General features: G+C 62.8%; 20 protein-coding genes. 11 read left to right on the forward strand and 9 right to left on the reverse strand.

The features are described from left to right. The first annotated feature begins 107 nt into the window (after nt 1-107). Together LL253_RS00410 and LL253_RS00415 are read left to right on the forward strand one after the other, a co-directional pair. Complete coding sequence (locus LL253_RS00410) at nt 108-581, forward strand: copper chaperone PCu(A)C (protein WP_228225806.1); 474 nt, start codon at nt 108-110, stop codon at nt 579-581. Further along, nucleotides 578-1042, forward strand: a complete 465-nt coding sequence (locus tag LL253_RS00415) for a vgr related protein (protein ID WP_228225807.1) — start codon at nt 578-580, stop codon at nt 1040-1042. Before LL253_RS00410 ends, LL253_RS00415 begins: the two co-directional genes overlap by 4 nt. Nucleotides 1043-2134: 1092 nt before the next feature. Here LL253_RS00415 and LL253_RS00420 read toward each other — a convergent pair. From LL253_RS00420 to sdhC, 4 genes are all read right to left on the reverse strand, one after another. After that, entirely contained in the window at nt 2135-2626 is a 492-nt protein-coding gene (locus tag LL253_RS00420) for a nucleoside deaminase (RefSeq protein ID WP_021226364.1), read from the reverse strand. Nucleotides 2627-2803: 177 nt separating this feature from the next. Continuing rightward, nucleotides 2804-4606 (reverse strand): succinate dehydrogenase flavoprotein subunit, encoded by a 1803-nt coding sequence (sdhA, locus tag LL253_RS00425; RefSeq protein ID WP_228225808.1) that lies wholly within the window; start codon nt 4604-4606, stop codon nt 2804-2806. Next, on the reverse strand, nt 4606-4995 hold the full coding sequence (gene sdhD, locus LL253_RS00430; protein WP_009822263.1) for a succinate dehydrogenase, hydrophobic membrane anchor protein: 390 nt from the start codon (nt 4993-4995) through the stop codon (nt 4606-4608). The genes sdhA and sdhD overlap by 1 nt, the downstream gene beginning before the upstream one ends. Beyond that, a complete protein-coding gene (gene sdhC, locus LL253_RS00435; protein ID WP_037542946.1) occupies nt 4995-5393 on the reverse strand; it encodes a succinate dehydrogenase, cytochrome b556 subunit in 399 nt (132 codons plus the stop codon). The genes sdhD and sdhC overlap by 1 nt, the downstream gene beginning before the upstream one ends. Nucleotides 5394-5579: 186 nt before the next feature. Between sdhC and LL253_RS00440 the strand changes: the two genes are divergently transcribed. From LL253_RS00440 to LL253_RS00450, 3 genes are read left to right on the forward strand one after another with little or no spacing between them, the layout of a single operon-like run. Further along, nucleotides 5580-6914 carry a methyl-accepting chemotaxis protein gene (locus tag LL253_RS00440; protein WP_228225809.1) on the forward strand — a complete coding sequence of 445 codons (1335 nt, stop codon included), beginning with the start codon at nt 5580-5582 and terminating at the stop codon, nt 6912-6914. Between the two features lie 39 nt (nt 6915-6953). Further along, nucleotides 6954-7955, forward strand: coding sequence for a 50S ribosomal protein L11 methyltransferase (locus tag LL253_RS00445; RefSeq protein WP_228225810.1), 1002 nt, complete (start codon nt 6954-6956; stop codon nt 7953-7955). 18 nt (nt 7956-7973) lie between these two features. Further along, nucleotides 7974-8690 (forward strand): dienelactone hydrolase family protein, encoded by a 717-nt coding sequence (locus LL253_RS00450; protein ID WP_228225811.1) that lies wholly within the window; start codon nt 7974-7976, stop codon nt 8688-8690. Between the two features lie 18 nt (nt 8691-8708). On the opposite strand, the gene LL253_RS00455 is transcribed toward LL253_RS00450, so the two are convergent. Then, a complete protein-coding gene (locus LL253_RS00455) occupies nt 8709-9839 on the reverse strand; it encodes a M14 family metallopeptidase (protein ID WP_009822269.1) in 1131 nt (376 codons plus the stop codon). Next, nucleotides 9836-10429: a hypothetical protein gene (locus tag LL253_RS00460; RefSeq protein ID WP_009822270.1), complete on the reverse strand. Its 594-nt coding sequence runs from the start codon at nt 10427-10429 to the stop codon at nt 9836-9838. Before LL253_RS00460 ends, LL253_RS00455 begins: the two co-directional genes overlap by 4 nt. A 201-nt stretch (nt 10430-10630) precedes the next feature. Here LL253_RS00460 and ykgO point away from each other — a divergent pair, with 201 nt between their 5' ends. Beyond that, complete coding sequence (gene ykgO / locus LL253_RS00465) at nt 10631-10756, forward strand: type B 50S ribosomal protein L36 (protein ID WP_004210176.1); 126 nt, start codon at nt 10631-10633, stop codon at nt 10754-10756. A gap of 140 nt (nt 10757-10896) precedes the next feature. Here ykgO and pyk read toward each other — a convergent pair whose 3' ends face one another. Further along, nucleotides 10897-12363 carry a pyruvate kinase gene (gene pyk / locus LL253_RS00470; RefSeq protein ID WP_228225812.1) on the reverse strand — a complete coding sequence of 489 codons (1467 nt, stop codon included), beginning with the start codon at nt 12361-12363 and terminating at the stop codon, nt 10897-10899. A gap of 117 nt (nt 12364-12480) precedes the next feature. On the opposite strand from pyk, the gene LL253_RS00475 reads away from it, so the two are divergent. The 4 genes from LL253_RS00475 (at nt 12481) to ruvC (ending at nt 14466) form a co-directional block, all read left to right on the forward strand. Further along, nucleotides 12481-12780 (forward strand): DUF1244 domain-containing protein, encoded by a 300-nt coding sequence (locus LL253_RS00475; protein ID WP_009822272.1) that lies wholly within the window; start codon nt 12481-12483, stop codon nt 12778-12780. Between the two features lie 56 nt (nt 12781-12836). Then, complete coding sequence (locus LL253_RS00480) at nt 12837-13079, forward strand: DUF2312 domain-containing protein (RefSeq protein ID WP_009822273.1); 243 nt, start codon at nt 12837-12839, stop codon at nt 13077-13079. Between the two features lie 111 nt (nt 13080-13190). Continuing rightward, nucleotides 13191-13934, forward strand: coding sequence for a YebC/PmpR family DNA-binding transcriptional regulator (locus tag LL253_RS00485; protein WP_228225813.1), 744 nt, complete (start codon nt 13191-13193; stop codon nt 13932-13934). 40 nt (nt 13935-13974) lie between these two features. Further along, nucleotides 13975-14466: a crossover junction endodeoxyribonuclease RuvC gene (ruvC, locus tag LL253_RS00490; protein ID WP_228225814.1), complete on the forward strand. Its 492-nt coding sequence runs from the start codon at nt 13975-13977 to the stop codon at nt 14464-14466. Between the two features lie 30 nt (nt 14467-14496). Here ruvC and LL253_RS00495 read toward each other — a convergent pair whose 3' ends face one another. Next, the gene (locus LL253_RS00495; protein WP_228220831.1) at nt 14497-14775 is read right to left on the reverse strand and encodes a DUF2218 domain-containing protein; all 279 of its coding nucleotides are present in this window, start codon (nt 14773-14775) and stop codon (nt 14497-14499) included. Between the two features lie 3 nt (nt 14776-14778). Next, nucleotides 14779-15420, reverse strand: coding sequence for a PadR family transcriptional regulator (locus tag LL253_RS00500; RefSeq protein WP_228225815.1), 642 nt, complete (start codon nt 15418-15420; stop codon nt 14779-14781). A 259-nt stretch (nt 15421-15679) separates the two neighbouring features. Between LL253_RS00500 and LL253_RS00505 the strand changes: the two genes are divergently transcribed. Next, nucleotides 15680-16942, forward strand: a complete 1263-nt coding sequence (locus tag LL253_RS00505) for an HD-GYP domain-containing protein (RefSeq protein ID WP_228225816.1) — start codon at nt 15680-15682, stop codon at nt 16940-16942.

Genomic DNA, 16942 nt, shown 5'->3' on the forward strand with positions numbered 1-16942 from the left:
GCAAGGCCGGTTTGCACGGGGGATATAGGCGTGCTTTCGCTTGGCACAAGGCGCAGGGGCGATTAGCTATGCAACCGACCTGAAACAAGACAGACATGGAGTGAGAGATGCGTGGTCCCCTTGCCCTCATCGCCCTGGCAGCGCCGTTGGCCCTGACCGCCTGCGGAGACCCCGCCCCCACCTATATCGACCAGGCCTGGATACGCCTGTCGCCGAACAAGGATCGTCCCTCGGCCGGCTATTTCGTCGCCCATGGCGGCGATAGCGCGACCCAACTGCGCGGCGTGCTCACCGACTATGCGCTCAAGGTGGAGATGCACGAAAGCGTCGAGGAAAACGGCGTCATGACGATGAAGCCGATCAACAGCGTCGATATTCCTGCCGAGGGCACGGTGACGTTCGCGCCGGGCGGCAAGCATCTGATGCTCTGGGGCGTCAACGACACCGCGATCAGCCGGGGCAAGATGCAACTCACTTTCCTGCTCGACAATGGCGACCGGCTGCTGGTCGATGCCGTAATCCGCAAGCCGGAGGGCGCGGCCGCCGCCACCCCGGCCCCGTCGGACAACAGCGCCAATTGACCAGCCGGCCGCTGACGCCGGGCGAAGTCGCGCTCGCCCGCACTATGTTCGGCGCCGTGATCGACTATGCGCGCGTGCGCGTCCATGACCGCGCCTGGTGGCCGCTCCAGCCCCGGCGCGTCACCATGGCGCCCGATGGCGACCTGTGGTTCCACCCGCAAGGCGGCCTGTTCTGCGCCGATTTTCGGGACCAGCCGCTCCATCTCCAGGCGCATTTCATCCACGAAATGACCCATGTCTGGCAGGCGCAACGATCGGGCAGATGGTGGCTCCCGCTAATGCGGCACCCCTTCTGCCGCTACGACTATGCCATCGCGCCGGGCAAGCCCTTCGCGCGCTACGGCATCGAGCAACAGGCCGAAATCGTGAAACACGCCTTCCTGCTGCGACAGGGCCGGACGATAGACGGCAAGCCGGGACTTGAAGCGTATGAAGCCCTGTTGCCGTTCGAGGCTGGTTGACGGGTTGGATCAGGAGCGCGCGCCCATCCCTGTCGTCACCCCCGCATTTTCACCGTCATCCCCGCGCAGGCGGGGATCCATCTCCCGACGCTGCACATGGCCAGACATCAGAAGACGGGCCCCCGCATCCACGAGGGGGGCGGAAAGGGATGGGAAGAGGACGTGCCGTTTTCGAAACGGACATTTAGTTAAGCTGTCATTGCCGCGCGATGCCTAAAGCGGCACTATTTCTCCGATGAGGATTTATCCGGCTTTCGTCCTATCTGCATTCCTGAGCCTCGTGACGACAGGGTGCGGTCGCGCGCCAGAGAATTACGCCTCAAGTTGCTCAACCCCACGCGAGCATTGGGGCCGGGAAAAGGATGGCATCGGTCATTTAAGGACAGTGCAACCGATTTATGTCGCCTCTGACGGATCAACGCTTTGGAACAAGTCCGTCATATCAGACGCCACCCTTCGGCGTTATATGGCAATCATGAGCGAGATGAACCCAGAGCCTCAGGCGGTCCTTGATGTCGCGCCCACTGCGCCGTGCAATCGCGTTGAAGCTGTTCGGGCAATTATGGATTCGGCACCGCTCTGCGAAGGGCCGCAGTCGCTATGCAGCGAAGGATGGAACTGGCGACAATGGCCAGATTTGGGCGGTTCTTAGTGCCTCCTATGGGGTTGCGCTTATCCTCACCTCAATGGCTTAAAATGATCGGTTCCAGACCATCCTCCCCTGTAAGGAGAGGTGGCTGGCCGTAGGCCAGACGGAGGGGTGTCCCCCTCTCGACAAGGTGACTCCCCTCGACCACTTCGTGGTCCCCCTCCCCTTGCAGGGGAGGATTTGACCGCCGACCTTGGTCGACACCGGACGGACGCCCAGCCACCCCTCCCCCCGCAAATATCTGTCCTATTCCCGCCTTCTCTGCTTCATCCTTGTCGATGCGCTCGCAGTCTCTTCCGCCTGCCATTCCCGTCCGCCAACACCCTGTTGGATGTGTCGTTTCATGGTCGCCTCGCAGGCGCTTCGTAGTCGCCTCATGGTCGCTTCGGGCCGAAAACGCCCGACGACATTGTGAACTTCGCACCCGTCACGCGGCGCGCCGATCAGATATTGCCCTGAAGCTCCTCCGGCACGTCATCATCGGGACCAAAATAGAGCGACGCGCATGCGTCTTTCAGGCATCCGCCCTCCAGCGTCAGGTCGTCGCGCCAGGCGTCGGCGATGAAGTCCATCGTGTCGAGATGCCGGTCCTCGAAATACATGGCGTGGACATCGTCGCGCCCCGCGCCATAGACGATGCGGCCGATCTTGGTCCAGATCGACGCCATGGTACACATGCCGCACGGCTGGAGCGTCGAATAGAGCGTCGCCCCGCGCAAATCCATGTCGCCATGGACCTGCCCCGCCGCGCGAAACGCCATCATTTCGGCATGCGCGGTGGCGTCGCACCGCTCCTCGGTTTCATTGACGCCCTGCGCCAGCACCGCGCCGTCGAGCACAATGATCGCAGCGATCGGCGTGTCCTGCGGCGAACTGCCCTTGCTGCGCGCAAGGTCGATCGCGCGTTGCATCCATTTGCTGTCGGTTTCGTCCATCCCGGTCCCTTCCGCCCTGTGGCGCATTCCCGGCATGGACGTTTGGGATCGGCGCTCGTTCCCCGCCCGCTCAGGCAGGACAGCAATGCCGCCCGGCTCGACCGGCCACCGCTTCCCCCAAACGAAAAGGGCGAACCCGCCGGCCCGCCCTTATCCTTCAACCCGTCGTCGCGGCCCTTAGTAAACTCGCGCCTTGGGCTTGATATAATCTGCTTCGTCGGTGAGCGTGTAATCGTGGACCGGACGATAATCGAGGCTGACCTTGCCGCCCTGGCCACCCCAGCCGTCGAACCAGCTGATCGTGTGCTTCATCCAGTTTTCGTCGTCGCGGTTCGGGAAATCCTCATGCGCATGCGCGCCACGGCTTTCCTTGCGGTTTTCCGCGCTGACCATCGTGCAGACCGCCGACGACATAAGATTGTCGAGCTCCAGCGTCTCGATGAGGTCGGTGTTCCAGATCAGCGAGCGGTCGGCGACGGACACGTCCTCCATCCGCTTGTTGACCTGCGCCATCTTCTGCACGCCCTCGGCCAGCAACTCGCTGTCGCGGAACACGGCGGCATGCTTCTGCATGGTGTGCTGCATTTCCAGACGGATCGCGGCGGTGGGCGACCCGCCCTTGGCATTGCGATATGTGTCGAGGCGGGACAGCGCCAGATCGGCCGCATCCTTGGGCAGCGGCTTGTGGCTGCCATTGGGCTTCAATGTTTCCTTGAGGTGCAGGCCGGTCGCGCGGCCGAACACGACAAGGTCAATGAGGCTGTTGGAGCCAAGGCGGTTCGCGCCATGGACCGACACGCAGGCGGCTTCGCCCACGGCATAAAGGCCAGGCACCACGACTTCGGGATCGTCGCCGACCTTCGTCACCACCTGGCCATGATAGTTACAGGGGATGCCGCCCATATTGTAATGGACCGTCGGCGTGACCGGCAGCGGCTGGCGCGTCAGATCGACGCCCGCGAAAATCTTGCCGCTTTCGGTGATGCCGGGCAGGCGTTCGGCCAGCACCTTGGGATCGATATGATCCAGGTGCAGGAAGATATGGTCCTTGTTGGGACCAACGCCGCGCCCTTCGCGCATTTCCATCGCCATGGATCGCGACACGACGTCACGGCTGGCCAGATCCTTCGCCGACGGGGCATAGCGTTCCATGAAACGCTCGCCTTCGCTGTTGGTGAGGTAGCCGCCCTCGCCACGCGCGCCTTCGGTGATGAGCACGCCCGCGCCGTAGATGCCGGTCGGGTGGAACTGCACGAACTCCAGATCCTGGAGCGGCAGGCCAGCGCGCAGCACCATGCCGCCGCCATCGCCGGTGCAGCTATGCGCCGACGTGGCCGAGAAATAGGCGCGGCCATAGCCGCCCGTCGCCAGCACGACCGCATGCGCGCGGAAGCGGTGGATGGAGCCGTCCTCCATGCAGATGGCGATGACGCCCCGGCATTCCCCATTTTCCATGATCAGGTCGATGGCGAAATATTCGATGTAAAAGTCCGCGTCATATTTCAGCGACTGCTGATAGAGCGCGTGGAGCATCGCATGGCCGGTACGGTCGGCCGCTGCGCATGTGCGCTGCACCGGCGGGCCTTCGCCCATATTCTGCATATGGCCACCGAAGGGACGCTGGTAGATCGTCCCATTTTCGTTGCGGCTGAACGGCACGCCGGCATGTTCCAGCTCGATGACCGCGGCAGGCGCTTCGCGCACCATATATTCGATCGCGTCCTGGTCGCCCAGCCAGTCAGACCCCTTGACGGTGTCGTACATATGCCAGGTCCAGTGGTCGGGGCTGTTGTTGCCCAGAGACGCGGCGATGCCGCCCTGCGCCGCCACGGTGTGCGACCGGGTTGGGAACAGCTTGGTGATGCAGGCGGTCTTCAGGCCCGCTTCGGCGCTGCCCATGGTGGCGCGCAGGCCCGAACCGCCCGCGCCGACGACGACCGTGTCATAGGTGTGATCGATGATCTTGTAGGCTTCGGTCATTATTCGGCAGTCCCCGTGAAGGCGATCTTGGCGATCGCGAAGATGCCGGCGGCCGCGCCGCCAATGGCATAGAAGTTCAGCAGCAGGATGCAGAGGAAATTGAGGCCCTTGTCATGGACATAATCCTCCAGCATCACCTGCATGCCAAGGCGCAGGTGCAGGAAGATGCTGACCAGCATCAACATCATCGGCACCGCGACCAGCGGGTTGGCGATCCAGGCGACCACGCTGTCATAATCGAGGCCCGGCAGGCTGATGAGGCTGAACAGCAGCCACAGCACCAGCAGCAGATTGCCGACCGCCGTATAACGCTGCGTCAGCCAGTGATGCGCGCCTTCCTTGGCGGAGCCGAGCCCGCGAACGCGGCCGATACCAGTTCCCGTGCCCATCAGAACGCCTTTCCGAAGAAGATATATGCCCAGAACAGGATGGTCAGCGCCGCGCCGGCAAGGAACACGCCGATCGACCAGCTCTTGTTGGTGCGCAGTTCATAGCCCGCCCCCATGTCGAGGACGAAGTGGCGCAATCCGGAGCAGAGATGTTGGAAGAAGAACCAGCTAAGGCCGATCATCACCAGATAGCCAATGGGCGATGTCGCGCAACTGACGAAGGTCGCATAGGCTTCCGGGCCAATCGCGGCGGCCATCAGCCACCAGACCAGGCCCAGCGCGCCGACCGTGGCCAGGCCGTTGCCCGTCACGCGGTGCATGATGGAAACGGCCATGTGCGGGCCCCATTTCCAGATCGTCAAATGCGGCGAGAGCGGCCGGCTGGAGGTTCGCGCCATGTCTACCCTTGTCCCTGATCTTGTGCTCGAGTCCCGTCCCCTTAAGAGCGAAGCGCGACAAGGGCAAGCCGCGCAAGCGTGCGAAAGCCTGCACTTCAGGGCTATCTGGCATAAGAAGTGATTAACCAAAGGCCGCTAAGGATGGCGCCAGTTCACCATTCACAAGACCAGCAAGGGCACTCATCCATGCCGTCGACCGTATCCGCCGCTACCCTCAACCCCGAACTGATGGCGGAAATCGACGCCAGCGGTCAAGTGGGCCGCGCCGCGCAGGAAATCGGCCAGCTGATCGAGGCGGACATACCCAAGGTCGCGGAGGCCTTTTTCACTTCCTACATGCGCGACACCGGGCTGGACCAGCGATTGGGCAGCGCGGTCGTGGAACGAATCCGCACTGAGGCGCGGCATTATGTCGAACAGAAACTGCTGCATTTTCAGCAGGGCGACTGGGCGCGATCGGCCGCCAATTGCGTGCGCCATGCGCGCAAGCATGACGTTTCGGTTCGGGCGGTCATCACCGCAGTCGCCAGCGCCAACGAAACCATCCTGGATCTGCTGTGGGAACGATGCGCCGACGATCCGGCGCGCGCACGCGGATTGCAACGGGCGATGTTGCAGATTGCGATGCTTGATTCGGGCGTCATGAGCAATGTGCTGGCCAATGATCAGGCCGAAGCGCAGAAATCCGAGCGGCAGCGCTATGGTCTGTTGTTCGAGCAGCGCATCATGGGCGAAATCGACGGCGCGACGAAACTGGGCGAATCACTGCGCGAACAGGCCAAGGATGCGTCGGCCGCGACCCGCGGCATGCTGGGCAAGGCGTCCGAAGTCGCCGCCGCCGCCGAACAGTCGGCTCTGGCGATGCGTGAAGCCGCGCGCACCTCTGCCGGCCTCATCCGCGCGATCGAAGACGCGCGCACCGAAGTCGAGGGCGCGGCCGACGTAGCGCAACGCGCCGCGCAGCAATCGGGCGACGCCGTCAGCATGTCCGCCACCCTGTCCGAGCATGCCAAATCGATCGAATCCATCCTGGGCCTGATCCGCGACATCGCCGGCCAGACCAATTTGCTGGCGCTCAACGCCACGATCGAAGCGGCGCGTGCAGGGGATGCGGGGCGCGGCTTTGCGGTCGTGGCGCAGGAGGTCAAGAGCCTCGCCAACCAGACCGCGCGCGCAACCGACGAAATCGCCGGCAAGATCGCCGATATCCAGAATTCGACGCGCCAGTCGGTCGAAACCAACGAGCGTATCCGCGACACCGTCGGCGAGGTTCAGGCCAGCGCCGATCGCATCCGCCACGCCATGGACGCGCAGGCGCAGACCGTCACGATGATAACCGCGGCTGTGGACGAAACCGCGCTGGCCGCTGATTCGATGTCCAGCACCATTTCCGCGATCCGCCAGGATACGGAGATCGTCGCGTCGGAAATCGACCAGCTGGAACGCGGCTTCATGAGCGTGGAGGGCAAATTGGCGGGGCTGCGCAATGCGTCGTCCGACTTTGGGCGGCAGGTCGCCTGACGCTTCCCCTCCCTTGCATGCTGGAGTAAGGCCGGCGGCATGAATGATGCCGTCGCCGCGCCAGCCGGGCAAAGCTGGAAAGTCACCCTGCCCTGCACCCGCGCCGAGGCCGAGGCATTAGACGGCGACATCGCCGCCTTCGCCCTGATGGACCGCCCGCCGGTTTTGATGACCAGCGAGGCCAATCCCGACGACGAGGATCAGTGGCAGCTGGATGCCTATTTCGAAGGCAAGCCCAGCGCCGCTGCCGTGAAACTGCTCAAGACGCTGGTGCCCAGCGCCACCGGGACAAAACCCCTTATCGAGCAACTGCCCGACGAAGATTGGGTGACGATCAGCCAGCAGGGGCTGGAGGCCGTCACCGCCGGCCGCTTCCACGTCCGCAATCTGGCCAGCGATCCGGAAGCGCCGGGGCATGTCAATCTGCTGATCGAGGCCAGCCGCGCCTTTGGCACAGGCCAGCATGAAACCACCGCCGGATGCCTCGCCATGCTGGACCGGATGCGGCGCGTGGGCATGCGATACCGCAATGTCGCCGACATCGGCACCGGCACGGGGCTGCTTGCCTTTGCCGCGCTGAACCTCTGGCCGCGCGCGCACGCCATCGCGTCGGACATCGACCCGGTTGCGGTGGAAATCAGCGCCGACAATGCCCGCGCCAATGGAGTCACGCTGGGCAGCGGCGCCGGGAAATTGGCGCTGGTGACGGCAGCGGGCGCCGACCATGCCGCAATCATCGGCCGCGCGCCCTATGACCTGCTGATCGCCAACATCCTGGCCGGTCCGCTGATCGAACTCGCGCCTTCCTTATGCGCCCTGGTCGAGGATGGCGGCACGATCGTCCTGGCAGGCCTGCTGAACGGCCAGGCTAATGCTGTCCTGGCGGCCTATCGGGCGCAGGGCATGCGCCTCGCTGAACGCAGCGACCGTGGCGACTGGCCGACATTGCGGCTGCGCAAGCGGCCCCGTATCGGCTGGAAGAGGCCGCAACGACTGCGAGCGAACGCGCGCGGCGAAGCGCCCGGTTTTGGCAGCATCTAAACCCTCAAGGAGACGATCATGACCATCGTGCGCGAACCGCTGGTTCATCAGATTGACGGAGAGCCGTTCGAGCATATGGTCGTCGCCGATGCCAAGGCCGGTCCGCGCCCAGGCATCCTGCTCTTCCCCAATGTGCTCGGCACCAAGGAAGCGGATGTCGCCTATGCGCAGAAACTGGCGGAGCTTAATTACAGCCTGTTGGTGGTCGACCTGTATGGACAGGGCAAGCGCACCACCCGGGCCGAGCCGGATGCGGCTCGTTACATGAATGCGCTGCGCGCCGACCGCGCCCTTTTGCGCGACCGGCTCAACGCGGCGCATATGGTGCTCAAGGGGCTGGACATGGTGGACGCGGACCGGACGGCAGCTATCGGTTTCTGCTTCGGCGGCCTGTGCGTCCTCGACCTGGCGCGCAGCGGCGCGGACATTGCGGGCGGCGTCAGCTTCCATGGCGTCTATGATCCGCCGCCCTTCCCCTATGCCGCCATCAGCGCAAAACTGCTGGTCTGCCATGGCTGGGACGACCCGATCGCTCCGCCCGAGGCGACGATGGGGCTTGCCCGTGAACTGACGGAAGCCGGATGCGACTGGCAAATCCATGCCTATGGCCACACCGGGCATGCCTTTACTGACGAATCGGCCAAAATGCCTGACAAGGGCTTGGCCTACAGCCCCGCCGCAGATCGGCGGAGCTTCCAGGCGATGACGAATTTCCTGTCTGAGCTGTTCGACTGACGCGCCAACGCGCATCTGTCACAGATCGTCGATCATCTCCGCCAGCACGGCCAGGCAATCCTTGGCCAACTGCATCGACCGAGCCGGCGACCAGCCATAATCGGCGTCGGGCAGGTCGTTATTGTCCTTGAAGGGCATTTCCAGCGTCATGGCCACCGCCCCGAACCGCTCCGCCACCTGATTGGTGGACATGGACAGATTGGCCTTGCCCGCGCCGGCAACCGGATAGCCCAGCCGCGTCTGAAAATCGGGCGTGCGCTGCGCCAGCGTGTCACGATAGCGATGATAGAGCTGCGATTGACGCTCGGTGATGGAAGGAATGCCGTCAAAGCCTGCGATAAAGACGGCGGGAATAGCCTCGTCGCCATGGACGTCCATCGCGAAATGGACGCCGCTTTCATCCATGGCGTCGCGCACCATCAGCACTTCCGGGCTTCGTTCCGCGCTGGGTTCGTGCCATTCGCGGTTGAGGTTGACGCCAGCCGCATTGGTGCGCAGATGCCCGCGCCGGCTGCCGTCGGGATTCATATTGGGGACAAGATGGATCGTCGCCTTCTGCCGCAACAAGCGCGCGACGGCGTCTTCTTCGTCGCACAATCGTTCCAGCGCGCCTTCCATCCACCACTGCGCCATGGTTTCGCCCGGATGCTGGCGCGCATAGAGCCACAGCTGCTTAGGACCATCGCCCAGCGTCAGCATGTCCATCGGTTGCCCGTCCAGCGTCAGACCCAATTCGCGATGAACCACGCCCGGCTGCCCCGCCGCCCAGGCGATCAGGTCATGATGGCGTTCCATCGAATAGGGCGCGAAATAGGCGATCCACACGGCATTGCTATCGGGCGTCAGGCGGATGGTGAGCGTGCCGTCGGCATAGCTGGTGTCGGCAAGAAACCAGTTTTCGCGATCTTCGCTGACGCGGGCGCAATAGCCGGGCCAGCCATCCGGATAGGCCGACCGCGCGCCATTGACGATGGCCAGTTCCACATCCTGCCCCGCCGCGTTGGCCAGGCGGAAATGGAACCACTGGTAAAAATCGCTCTGATGATCGGTGACGATCTCCAGTTCGGCGCGCGGGCCTGACGCCGTGTCGGTGATGGAAAGGACGCGAATGTTGCCGCTATCGAAAGCGCTGGAAATGCTGATGCTCATTTGACCGTTATAGTGCGCCCGGATTCGCCAGGATAGCCCCTGATCAACGCACTGGCGAGCTTCTGTGCGGCGGCGGCGGGTTGCGCCTCGGCCGATCCCTGCTTGCCTTCGGTATAGGCGCGACCTTCCCAGATCGTCGTCGAATCGGATCGCCGGCGCAATTGCACGTGCAACTCGGTCGTCACGATATCCTTGGGCTTGCCGGACAGGTTGATGCCAACGCCCAGCCCCAGGCCGGAATAGCCACCGCTGCCAACGCCGCCGCCAACACCCACGCTCACTGGCCGGCCGCTGCGATCGACGCCGCCGGGCCGGAAGCTGCGGCGAAAGTTGACGAGCGCGACATAGTCGCTGCTGGCGCCCTCTGGCACGGGTTCAAAGCCCACCTGCGCAAACTGCTGCTGCACCGACGCGGCATAGGTGCGAAACTCCAGGCTGACATCGGGATTGCCAGGCATTTCTTCCACGGCGATCGTGCCGGATCGCGCCGGATTGTCGATGTGAAAGCGCGTCACTTCCACCGGCGGAACGGTCGCACAGGCGGCGAGCGGCAAAGCTAGAATGGCGGCAATCAGGGGACGCTTTGACATGACTTCACTCCAACGGGCATGTGCCGGATAGACGGCGCGACGGATCTAATCCCCTCTCAACGCGTAAAGCCACGAAGTTGCTGCATCGACGATGAACAGGGGTAAAAATGGGCGCATCGCGCTTGACTTTGAACGCCCCGGCCCATAGGGGCAGCGCTTCGAAATTCAGACCGAAACCAGATTCATCAAAGGCCGACTGCCATGAAGATCCGCAACTCGCTCAAGTCGCTCAAGGGCCGCCACCGGGACAACCGCGTGATCCGTCGTCGCGGCCGCACCTATGTCATCAACAAGACCAATCGTCGCTTCAAGGCTCGCCAGGGCTAAACGACGATCGTCGCTTCCTTTTGGAAGCTGCGTAACGAATTATGAAGGCGCCCGGTCGATGATCGGGCGCCTTTTCGCGTTGTCAAAGCCGATGGCAACGCTTGGGTTCCGGCAAGACCCTCTCGCCGGAACCCAAGGCATCAGAAGGATGGCGATTCGTCGCGGCCCTTGAGCTCGTCGCCGCGAATGGCCGCGACATGCAGGACGTTCGTCGATCCTGGCGTGCCAAAGGGAACGCCGGCCAGCACGACGATCTTGCCGCCCTTTTCGGACATGCCATGACGCAGCGCCATCCGCCGGGCCTTGCCGATCATCTCCTCGAAATTGCCGATATCCTTGGTGCGAACGGCATGGACCCCCCAGGTCAGGCCGAGCTTGCGCGCCGTGTCCGATCGCGGCGTCAGCGCCAGGATGGACGCCGATGGCCGCTCGCGCGCGACCCGGCGGACGGTGCTGCCCGATGAGGTGAAGCAGGTGATAGCGCTGGCACCCATGACCGAGACGATGCTGCTCGCCGCTTCGGCCAAGGCGTCGGCGGTGGTTGGATCGGGCCGCGTCTCCGTGAAGTGCAACCGCGCCAGATAGCCCGGATCGCGCTCGACGCTGTGGGCGATGCTGTCCATCATCGTGACCGCTTCGACCGGCCAGTCGCCAGCTGCCGTCTCGGCCGACAGCATGATCGCGTCGGCGCCATCATAGACCGCCGTTGCGACGTCGGACACTTCGGCGCGGGTCGGCGATGGCGACTTGATCATTGATTCGAGCATCTGGGTCGCGACAACCACCGGCCGTCCCAGCGTGCGCGCGGTGGCGACAATCTGTTTCTGAAGCGGCGGCACGGCCTGCGGCGGCAGTTCGACGCCCAGGTCGCCACGCGCCACCATCACGCCATCGGCCAGTTCGATGATCTCTTCCAGCCGCTGCACTGCGGAGGGCTTTTCGATTTTCGCCATGAGCGCGCCATGACCGCCCATCAGCTTGCGCGCTTCGGCGAGGTCTTCGGGTCGTTGCACGAAGCTGAGCGCGATCCAGTCGCAGCCCTGCTCCACCGCGAAGCTCAGGTCACGGCGATCCTTGTCCGTCAGCGCGGGCACCGGCACGACGACGTCCGGTACATTGACGCCCTTGCGATTGGACAGGGTGCCGCCGACTTCGACGATGGTGTCGATACGATCGTCGCTGACCGCCTTCACCCGAAGGACCAGCTTGCCATCGTCGAGCAGCAACCGTGTTTCAGGAACCAGCGCCGCGTAGATTTCAGGGTGGGGAAGATTGACGCGCCGGGCATCGCCAGGCGTTTCGTCCTGATCCAGCACGAAGGCAGCACCCTTTTCCAGGATGGCAAGGCCCTTTTCGAAGGTGCCGACGCGCAGCTTTGGCCCCTGAAGGTCGCCTAATATCGTAGTCGGCCGGTTGAATTCCTTTTCCAGCGCGCGGATGGAGGCAATGCGCGCGGCATGATCCTCATGCGCGCCATGGCTCATATTGATGCGGAAGGCGTCGGCCCCGGCGACGAAAAGCGCCCGGATCATTTCGGGCGTATCGCTCGCGGGGCCAAGGGTTGCCAGAATGCGCACCTTTCGCGAGCGGGGCGGTAACTTAGTCATGTCTTCTCCTGACCGTCATGATCGCGCCGGGCCTGACCCTTGGCCTTGCCAGCGCGTCGTTATGGGTTATCCGTGCTGCACGACAGGATGATGTAGTTTCAGCGAAAAGGATCGCCGATGGCCGACACCATACTCACCGATGCGGTTGCCGCAACCGCCTTCCGACGCCTGGTGGCGCATTTGCAGCACCGGACCGACGTGCAGAATATCGATCTGATGGGGGCGGCGGGCTTCTGCCGCAACTGCCTGGCCGACTGGGTGGCGCAGGCGCATGGCGACGTGACCCGGGATGAAGCGCGCGAGATCATCCACGGCATGCCCTTTGCCCAGTGGAAGGCGCAGCATCAGGGCGAAGCCACGCCCGACCAGATCGCAAAGATGCAGGAGAGTGTGGCGAAGAACGCCGACAACCATTAGAGGCGAGCGCCAATCCGATTCTTTCGGCCGATTCACATTCACATACGGAGAACCCCATGAGCGAGGGCAACGTTGCCGCCGATCAGCTACGCCTTTTCATCGAGCGCATCGAGCGGTTGGAAGAGGAAAAGAAGGGCATCGGCGACGATATCAAGGACGTCTATCTGGAGGCAAAGGCCAATGGATATGACGGCAAGATCATGCGCCAGATCGTCCGCTTGCGGAAGATGCAGCCGCACGACCGGCAGGAAATGGAGGCTATCCTCCAGACCTACCTCGCCGCGCTGGGGATGGAGTAACTTTTCCCCCGGGCCTGTCCGGACCGGCACGAGCGCCTGCGACATTGCAGGATCGGGGCGCGCTCGTTAGAGAGCGCGCTTCGGATCATAGATATTATCGGGAGAAAGGCCGTGGCCGGCCATTCCAAATTCAAGAACATCATGCATCGCAAGGGCGCGCAGGACAAGAAGCGGTCCTCGATGTTCTCCAAGCTGAGCCGGGAAATCACCGTCGCAGCCAAGATGGGCATGCCCGACCCGGACATGAACCCACGCCTGCGCCTGGCCGTCAATGCCGCCAAGGCGCAGTCGATGCCAAAGGACAATATCCAGCGCGCGATCGACAAGGCGTCGGGCGGCGACATGGAGAATTATGAGGAAGTGCGCTACGAGGGCTATGGTCCGGGCGGCGTTGCCATCATCGTCGAGGCGTTGACTGACAACCGCAACCGCACCGCCACCAACGTCCGCACGGCCTTTTCCAAAAATGGCGGCAATCTGGGCGCATCGGGCGCGGTTAGCCATGGCTTCGAACATCTCGGCCTCATCACCTATCCGGCCAGCGCGGGCGATGCCGATGCTGTATTCGAAGCGGCGCTGGAAGCAGGCGCTGACGATGTGTCCTCCAACGAGGACGAGCACGAAATCTGGACCGCGATGGACGCGCTGCACCAAGTCGCCAAGGCGCTGGAAGCCAAGCTGGGCGAGGCGGACGGCGCCAAGCTCGCCTGGAGGCCGACCACTACGGTCGAGGTCGACGAGAGCAATGCCGGCACGCTGATGAAGCTGGTCGACACGCTGGAAGATGATGACGACGTCCAGACTGTCTGGGGCAATTATGAAGTGTCGGATGACGTGATGGAGAAGCTGGGCTGAGACGCCCCGCCGCCGTCCCTATCCGACCCGCCCCTGCATCATGATCCTGCTCGGTCTTGACCCCGGCCTTGGCACGACCGGTTGGGGCCTGATCGCGGCCGACGGCAATCGCCTGACTCATATCGGCAATGGTCAGATCAAGACCGACGCGGGCATGGCGCTGGCGACACGTTTGCTGGCGATCGACTTGGCGCTCACCGATCTGATCCTGGAGCACCGCCCCGATGGCGCGGCGGTCGAGGAAGTGTTCGTCAACGTCAATCCGCAATCCACCTTGAAGCTGGGACAGGCGCGCGGCGTGGTTCTGCTCGCCGCGTCGCGATCGGGCATGGAGGTGGGCGAATATGCCGCGCGGCTGGTCAAGAAGTCCGTCGTCGGTGTCGGAAACGCATCGAAGGACCAGGTCCATGCCATGGTGCAGCGCCTGCTGCCGGGGGCGAGGATTGCAGGGCCTGATGCGGCCGACGCCTTGGCCGTTGCGATCACCCACGCCCATCATTTGGCAAGCGCGCGGCGGATTCCGCGTGGATAAGCCATGGGGGCGGCACGCCGCCCCTTTACTTCACTGCCAGTCGAAAGAGAGCGGCGCTTCGCGAAAGGCGAAGCGGTCGAGATGATCTGCAACGACCTGTTTGAAGCGGCCGACATCTGCTTCGGGACTGGGTTCCAGGGAGACAATCAGTACATCGGGCTGGGCCTCCATATGGATCGCCCCCATTGGGAAGGCGATATCCCCCCTATCCGTGTCAAACCGGACCTCGAACTTGTGGCTCCAATGTTTGCACAGTTGCTGGAGATAGCGGCTGGCGCTGGTGGTGGGGACGGTTGCGGTAATGGTCATGGGTCAGAGCCTTTCGATCTTGCTGGCGGCTTCGTCGATCAGGGCGGCAACGTCGAACATGGTCTGGTTGTCGGCCCCTTCCTTTTCAAGCCGTTGCTGGACGGCGAAGCGTAGATTGTGCATCGCGCGGCGGACAGGCGCCGGGTCGACGCGCTCCGCCCTGCGGGCGAGCTGAGCGAGCCGCTCCATCGCCTGATCGAGTGCGGCCTTTTCTTCCGCGAGCTTGGCATGGCCAGCGTCGGTGATAGCGAAGCGCTTGCGGCTGCTTTCGCCCGGCTGCTCTACGATCAATTCCATATCCGAAAGCAATGTGAGCGTGGGATAGACCACCCCCGGACTAGGCGCATAGACCTCTCCCGATAGCGCCTCGATCGCGCGGATGAGGTCGTAGCCATGACGCGGTTCATCGGCGATCAGCTTGAGCAGGACCAGCCGCAGCGCATCATTTTCAAAAACCCGCCGGCGCCCGCCGCCGCCTCGTCCACCACCGCCGCCGCGAAGACCATGATGTCCAAATGTATCGCCGCCAAAGCCACCGGCATGGCCTTCGCGACCGCCGAAGCCGACACCGAATGAGACAGCTACGCCGGCATGGTTCCGCCTGCAACGAGTGCGACTGCGATCGGCCGTCCATAGAGTATGCATATTCCAAATTCCTTATCTTGATAGGTCTAGATATATCTTTAATTTGCATGTCGTCAAGATGGGAGCGGCGAGTCAAGGGTTGCGAGGCCGCTCCGTTAAGGGGTTTTTGACCGGCATGTGCTAATCCTCCACTGTTGGGAGGGCATATGATCGCCAAGCCGGACTGCTTGATCATTCGCAGCAGATGTTTAACCGTATGTGATCCGACCTTTGCGCGGCTGACCGTTCCCGCAGCCGCAGGCCGTTGGACTCGCCGCTGATGTACAAATCCATCCTCCGCGATCAGGTCCGGATCGGCATGTTCATCCATCGTTTCGAAGGATCATGGTTCAAGCACCCCTTCTGGCGAGGACGTTTCCTGCTTGTCGATGCAGATGACATGACCGCCATTGCTCAGAGCGGGATAGAGCGGCTGATCATCGACACGTCGAAGGGGCTTGATGTGGACGAACCGGCGTCTTTGAAGCCGTCTGGGATCATCGCTCCGGTGACCACGACTCCATCGCGCTCAACCAATTCCGCCACCGTAAAGCCCGCGCGCGCCATTCGCCAGGATGATGGCCGGGAACGGGCACGGATCGAGGCCAGCCGCGTTGCCGACAGGTCCAAGAAGGTCATGCGGGAGATTTTCGATGCCGCCCGGCTAGGCAAGGCCGGGCAATGTGCCGCTGTGACGGCAGTGGTGGCGGATTTAACCACCATGATCGAGAAGAACCGTCAGGCGTTTCTCAAGGTGTTGCGTCTGAAATCCAAGGACGAATATACCTATCTGCACTCAGTCGCGGTCTGCGCCTTGATGATCAATCTTGGCCGGCAGATAAAATTGGACGAAGCGACGATAGCGGACCTGAGCACTGCAGGGTTGTTGCATGACATCGGCAAGATGCTGGTTCCCGACGCATTGCTTAACAAGGCCGGGCGGCTGACGGATGCCGAATTCAGCCTGATGCGCACGCATGCCGAGCGGGGCTTTGAGTTACTGAAGGACATCGACGCCGTGCCGGAGTTGGCGCTGGACGTATGCCGTCACCACCATGAAAAAATCGATGGAAGCGGTTATCCCGAAAATCTTTCGGGCTCAGAGATCAGCCTCGCCGCCCGCATGGGGGCGATTTGCGACGTCTATGACGCGCTGACGTCCAACCGGGCGTATAAGGAAGCCTGGACACCGGTAGAGGCGATCACCCGAATGCAGAGCTGGGACGGGCATTTCGATCCGGCTTTGCTGTTCAGCTTTATGCAGAGCATTGACACCTATCCGGTCGGGTTGATCGTGCAGCTACGATCGAACCGGATTGGCGTGGTGCTGGACAATGGCCGGCGCGCATCACGTCCAAAGGTTCTGGCCTTCTATTCCACGCGTGAGGAGGCGTGGATTGACAATGAGATCGTAATGATCGGGGAAACATTATCGCGCGACGCAATATTGGCGAACGTCGACCCTGCCGATTGGGGAATTTCGCAGAGCGACATCGACGCCATTCTGAATGGGCGGGCGCCCAATCGACAACTGGCAGGATAA

This window comes from Sphingobium soli (assembly GCF_020782245.1).
Lineage (GTDB): Bacteria > Pseudomonadota > Alphaproteobacteria > Sphingomonadales > Sphingomonadaceae > Sphingobium > Sphingobium soli.

What these genes read in the sequence shown, in the direction of transcription:
- LL253_RS00410 (WP_228225806.1), top strand. Translation starts at nt 108, where the DNA reads ATGCGTGGTCCCCTTGCCCTCATCGCCCTGGCAGCGCCGTTGGCCCTG.
- LL253_RS00420 (WP_021226364.1), bottom strand. Translation starts at nt 2,626, where the DNA reads ATGGACGAAACCGACAGCAAATGGATGCAACGCGCGATCGACCTTGCG.
- sdhA (WP_228225808.1), bottom strand. Translation starts at nt 4,606, where the DNA reads ATGACCGAAGCCTACAAGATCATCGATCACACCTATGACACGGTCGTC.
- sdhD (WP_009822263.1), bottom strand. Translation starts at nt 4,995, where the DNA reads ATGGGCACGGGAACTGGTATCGGCCGCGTTCGCGGGCTCGGCTCCGCC.
- sdhC (WP_037542946.1), bottom strand. Translation starts at nt 5,393, where the DNA reads ATGGCGCGAACCTCCAGCCGGCCGCTCTCGCCGCATTTGACGATCTGG.
- LL253_RS00440 (WP_228225809.1), top strand. Translation starts at nt 5,580, where the DNA reads ATGCCGTCGACCGTATCCGCCGCTACCCTCAACCCCGAACTGATGGCG.
- LL253_RS00445 (WP_228225810.1), top strand. Translation starts at nt 6,954, where the DNA reads ATGAATGATGCCGTCGCCGCGCCAGCCGGGCAAAGCTGGAAAGTCACC.
- LL253_RS00450 (WP_228225811.1), top strand. Translation starts at nt 7,974, where the DNA reads ATGACCATCGTGCGCGAACCGCTGGTTCATCAGATTGACGGAGAGCCG.
- LL253_RS00455 (WP_009822269.1), bottom strand. Translation starts at nt 9,839, where the DNA reads ATGAGCATCAGCATTTCCAGCGCTTTCGATAGCGGCAACATTCGCGTC.
- LL253_RS00460 (WP_009822270.1), bottom strand. Translation starts at nt 10,429, where the DNA reads ATGTCAAAGCGTCCCCTGATTGCCGCCATTCTAGCTTTGCCGCTCGCC.
- ykgO (WP_004210176.1), top strand. Translation starts at nt 10,631, where the DNA reads ATGAAGATCCGCAACTCGCTCAAGTCGCTCAAGGGCCGCCACCGGGAC.
- pyk (WP_228225812.1), bottom strand. Translation starts at nt 12,363, where the DNA reads ATGACTAAGTTACCGCCCCGCTCGCGAAAGGTGCGCATTCTGGCAACC.
- LL253_RS00475 (WP_009822272.1), top strand. Translation starts at nt 12,481, where the DNA reads ATGGCCGACACCATACTCACCGATGCGGTTGCCGCAACCGCCTTCCGA.
- LL253_RS00480 (WP_009822273.1), top strand. Translation starts at nt 12,837, where the DNA reads ATGAGCGAGGGCAACGTTGCCGCCGATCAGCTACGCCTTTTCATCGAG.
- ruvC (WP_228225814.1), top strand. Translation starts at nt 13,975, where the DNA reads ATGATCCTGCTCGGTCTTGACCCCGGCCTTGGCACGACCGGTTGGGGC.
- LL253_RS00495 (WP_228220831.1), bottom strand. Translation starts at nt 14,775, where the DNA reads ATGACCATTACCGCAACCGTCCCCACCACCAGCGCCAGCCGCTATCTC.
- LL253_RS00500 (WP_228225815.1), bottom strand. Translation starts at nt 15,420, where the DNA reads ATGCATACTCTATGGACGGCCGATCGCAGTCGCACTCGTTGCAGGCGG.
- LL253_RS00505 (WP_228225816.1), top strand. Translation starts at nt 15,680, where the DNA reads ATGTACAAATCCATCCTCCGCGATCAGGTCCGGATCGGCATGTTCATC.